The 1,307-nt window shown below is 64.9% G+C and carries 1 protein-coding gene; it reads left to right on the forward strand.

Annotated features, from left to right (window positions below; all coding sequences use genetic code 11):
• The first annotated feature begins 8 nt into the window (after positions 1–8).
• A complete protein-coding gene (locus NYZ98_RS41295; protein WP_262851022.1) occupies positions 9–1,250 on the forward strand; it encodes an IS256 family transposase in 1,242 nt (413 codons plus the stop codon).
• The last annotated feature ends 57 nt before the right edge of the window (positions 1,251–1,307 follow it).

The following is a 1,307-nucleotide window of genomic DNA, read 5'->3' on the forward strand; positions in this document are numbered from 1 at the left end:
ACAGAGCGATGGCCGTGAACAACAGTGTGGACCCCGCTGCGTGGCTGGCCGAGCAGATCGAGCATGGAGACCCGGATCTGTTGCGATCCATGGTGAAGACCATGGCTGAGACGTTGATGTCGGCCGAGGCCGACATCATGTGCGGCGCCGATTACGGCACCCGCAGTGACGAGCGGACCAACCGGCGCAACGGCTATCGAGTCCGTGACTGGGACACCCGGGCCGGCACCGTGGAACTCGCGATCCCTAAGCTGCGCTCGGGCTCCTACTTCCCTGACTGGCTGCTGGAGCGGCGCCGCCGGGCCGAGCAAGCCCTGATCAGCGTAGTGGCCACCAGCTACCTGCTGGGAGTCTCCACCCGCAGGGTGGACAAGCTGGTCGAGCAGCTGGGTATCAAGCACATCTCCAAAAGCCAGGTCTCACAGATGGCCAAGGTCCTGGACGTCCAGGTCGAGGCTTTTCGTACCCGGGCCTTGGATGGCGGGCCGTATGCGTTCGTGTGGCTGGACGCCCTCACCCAGAAGGTCCGTGAGGGCGGGCGAATCATCAACGTTCACGTCTTGGTCGCCACCGCGGTCAACGCGAACGGCAACCGGGAGATCTTGGGGTTGGAGGTCACCTCGGCCGAGGACGGCGCGGGCTGGCTGACCTTCCTGCGTAGCCTGGTCGCTCGCGGCCTTTCAGGCGTTCAACTGGTCATCTCCGACGCTCATGCCGGGCTGGTGCAGGCGGTGGGCGCGAGTTTGCCGGGCGCGTCCTGGCAGCGCTGCCGCACGCACTACCTGCGGAATCTGCTCACCAGAGTGCCCAAGAGCGCCCAGCCGTGGGTGGCCACGCTGGTGCGCACCATCTTCGACCAGCCCACCGCCGAGCAGGTGCGGGCCCAGCACAGCTGGGTCATCGAGGCGCTGGCAAGTAAGTATCCGGCCGCGTGTGAGCACCTGGAGGCCGCACGCGAGGAGCTACTAGCCTTCTCCACCTTCCCTCGCGAGACCTGGAGGCAGGTCTGGTCGAATAATCCGCAGGAACGACTGAACAAGGAAATCCGCCGCCGCACCGATGTGGTCGGCATCTTCCCCGACCGCACATCGATCGTCCGTCTTGTCGGTGCGGTCTTGGCCGAGCAGACCGACGAATGGACCGAGGCTCGCCGCTACATGGGCCAGGACGTCCTGGCCAAGACCCGGATGCACCTCATTATGGGCGACACACCGCAGCAGACCCCCATCCCGCAGACACTCACCGCTTAACCTGCAGAACAGGATCACACGAAGGTCAACTCATACACCACTTCGCTGGACGTGACC

Source organism: Sphaerisporangium corydalis (assembly GCF_025506355.1).
Lineage (GTDB): Bacteria > Actinomycetota > Actinomycetes > Streptosporangiales > Streptosporangiaceae > Sphaerisporangium > Sphaerisporangium corydalis.

What these genes read in the sequence shown, in the direction of transcription:
- NYZ98_RS41295 (WP_262851022.1), top strand. Translation starts at nt 9, where the DNA reads ATGGCCGTGAACAACAGTGTGGACCCCGCTGCGTGGCTGGCCGAGCAG.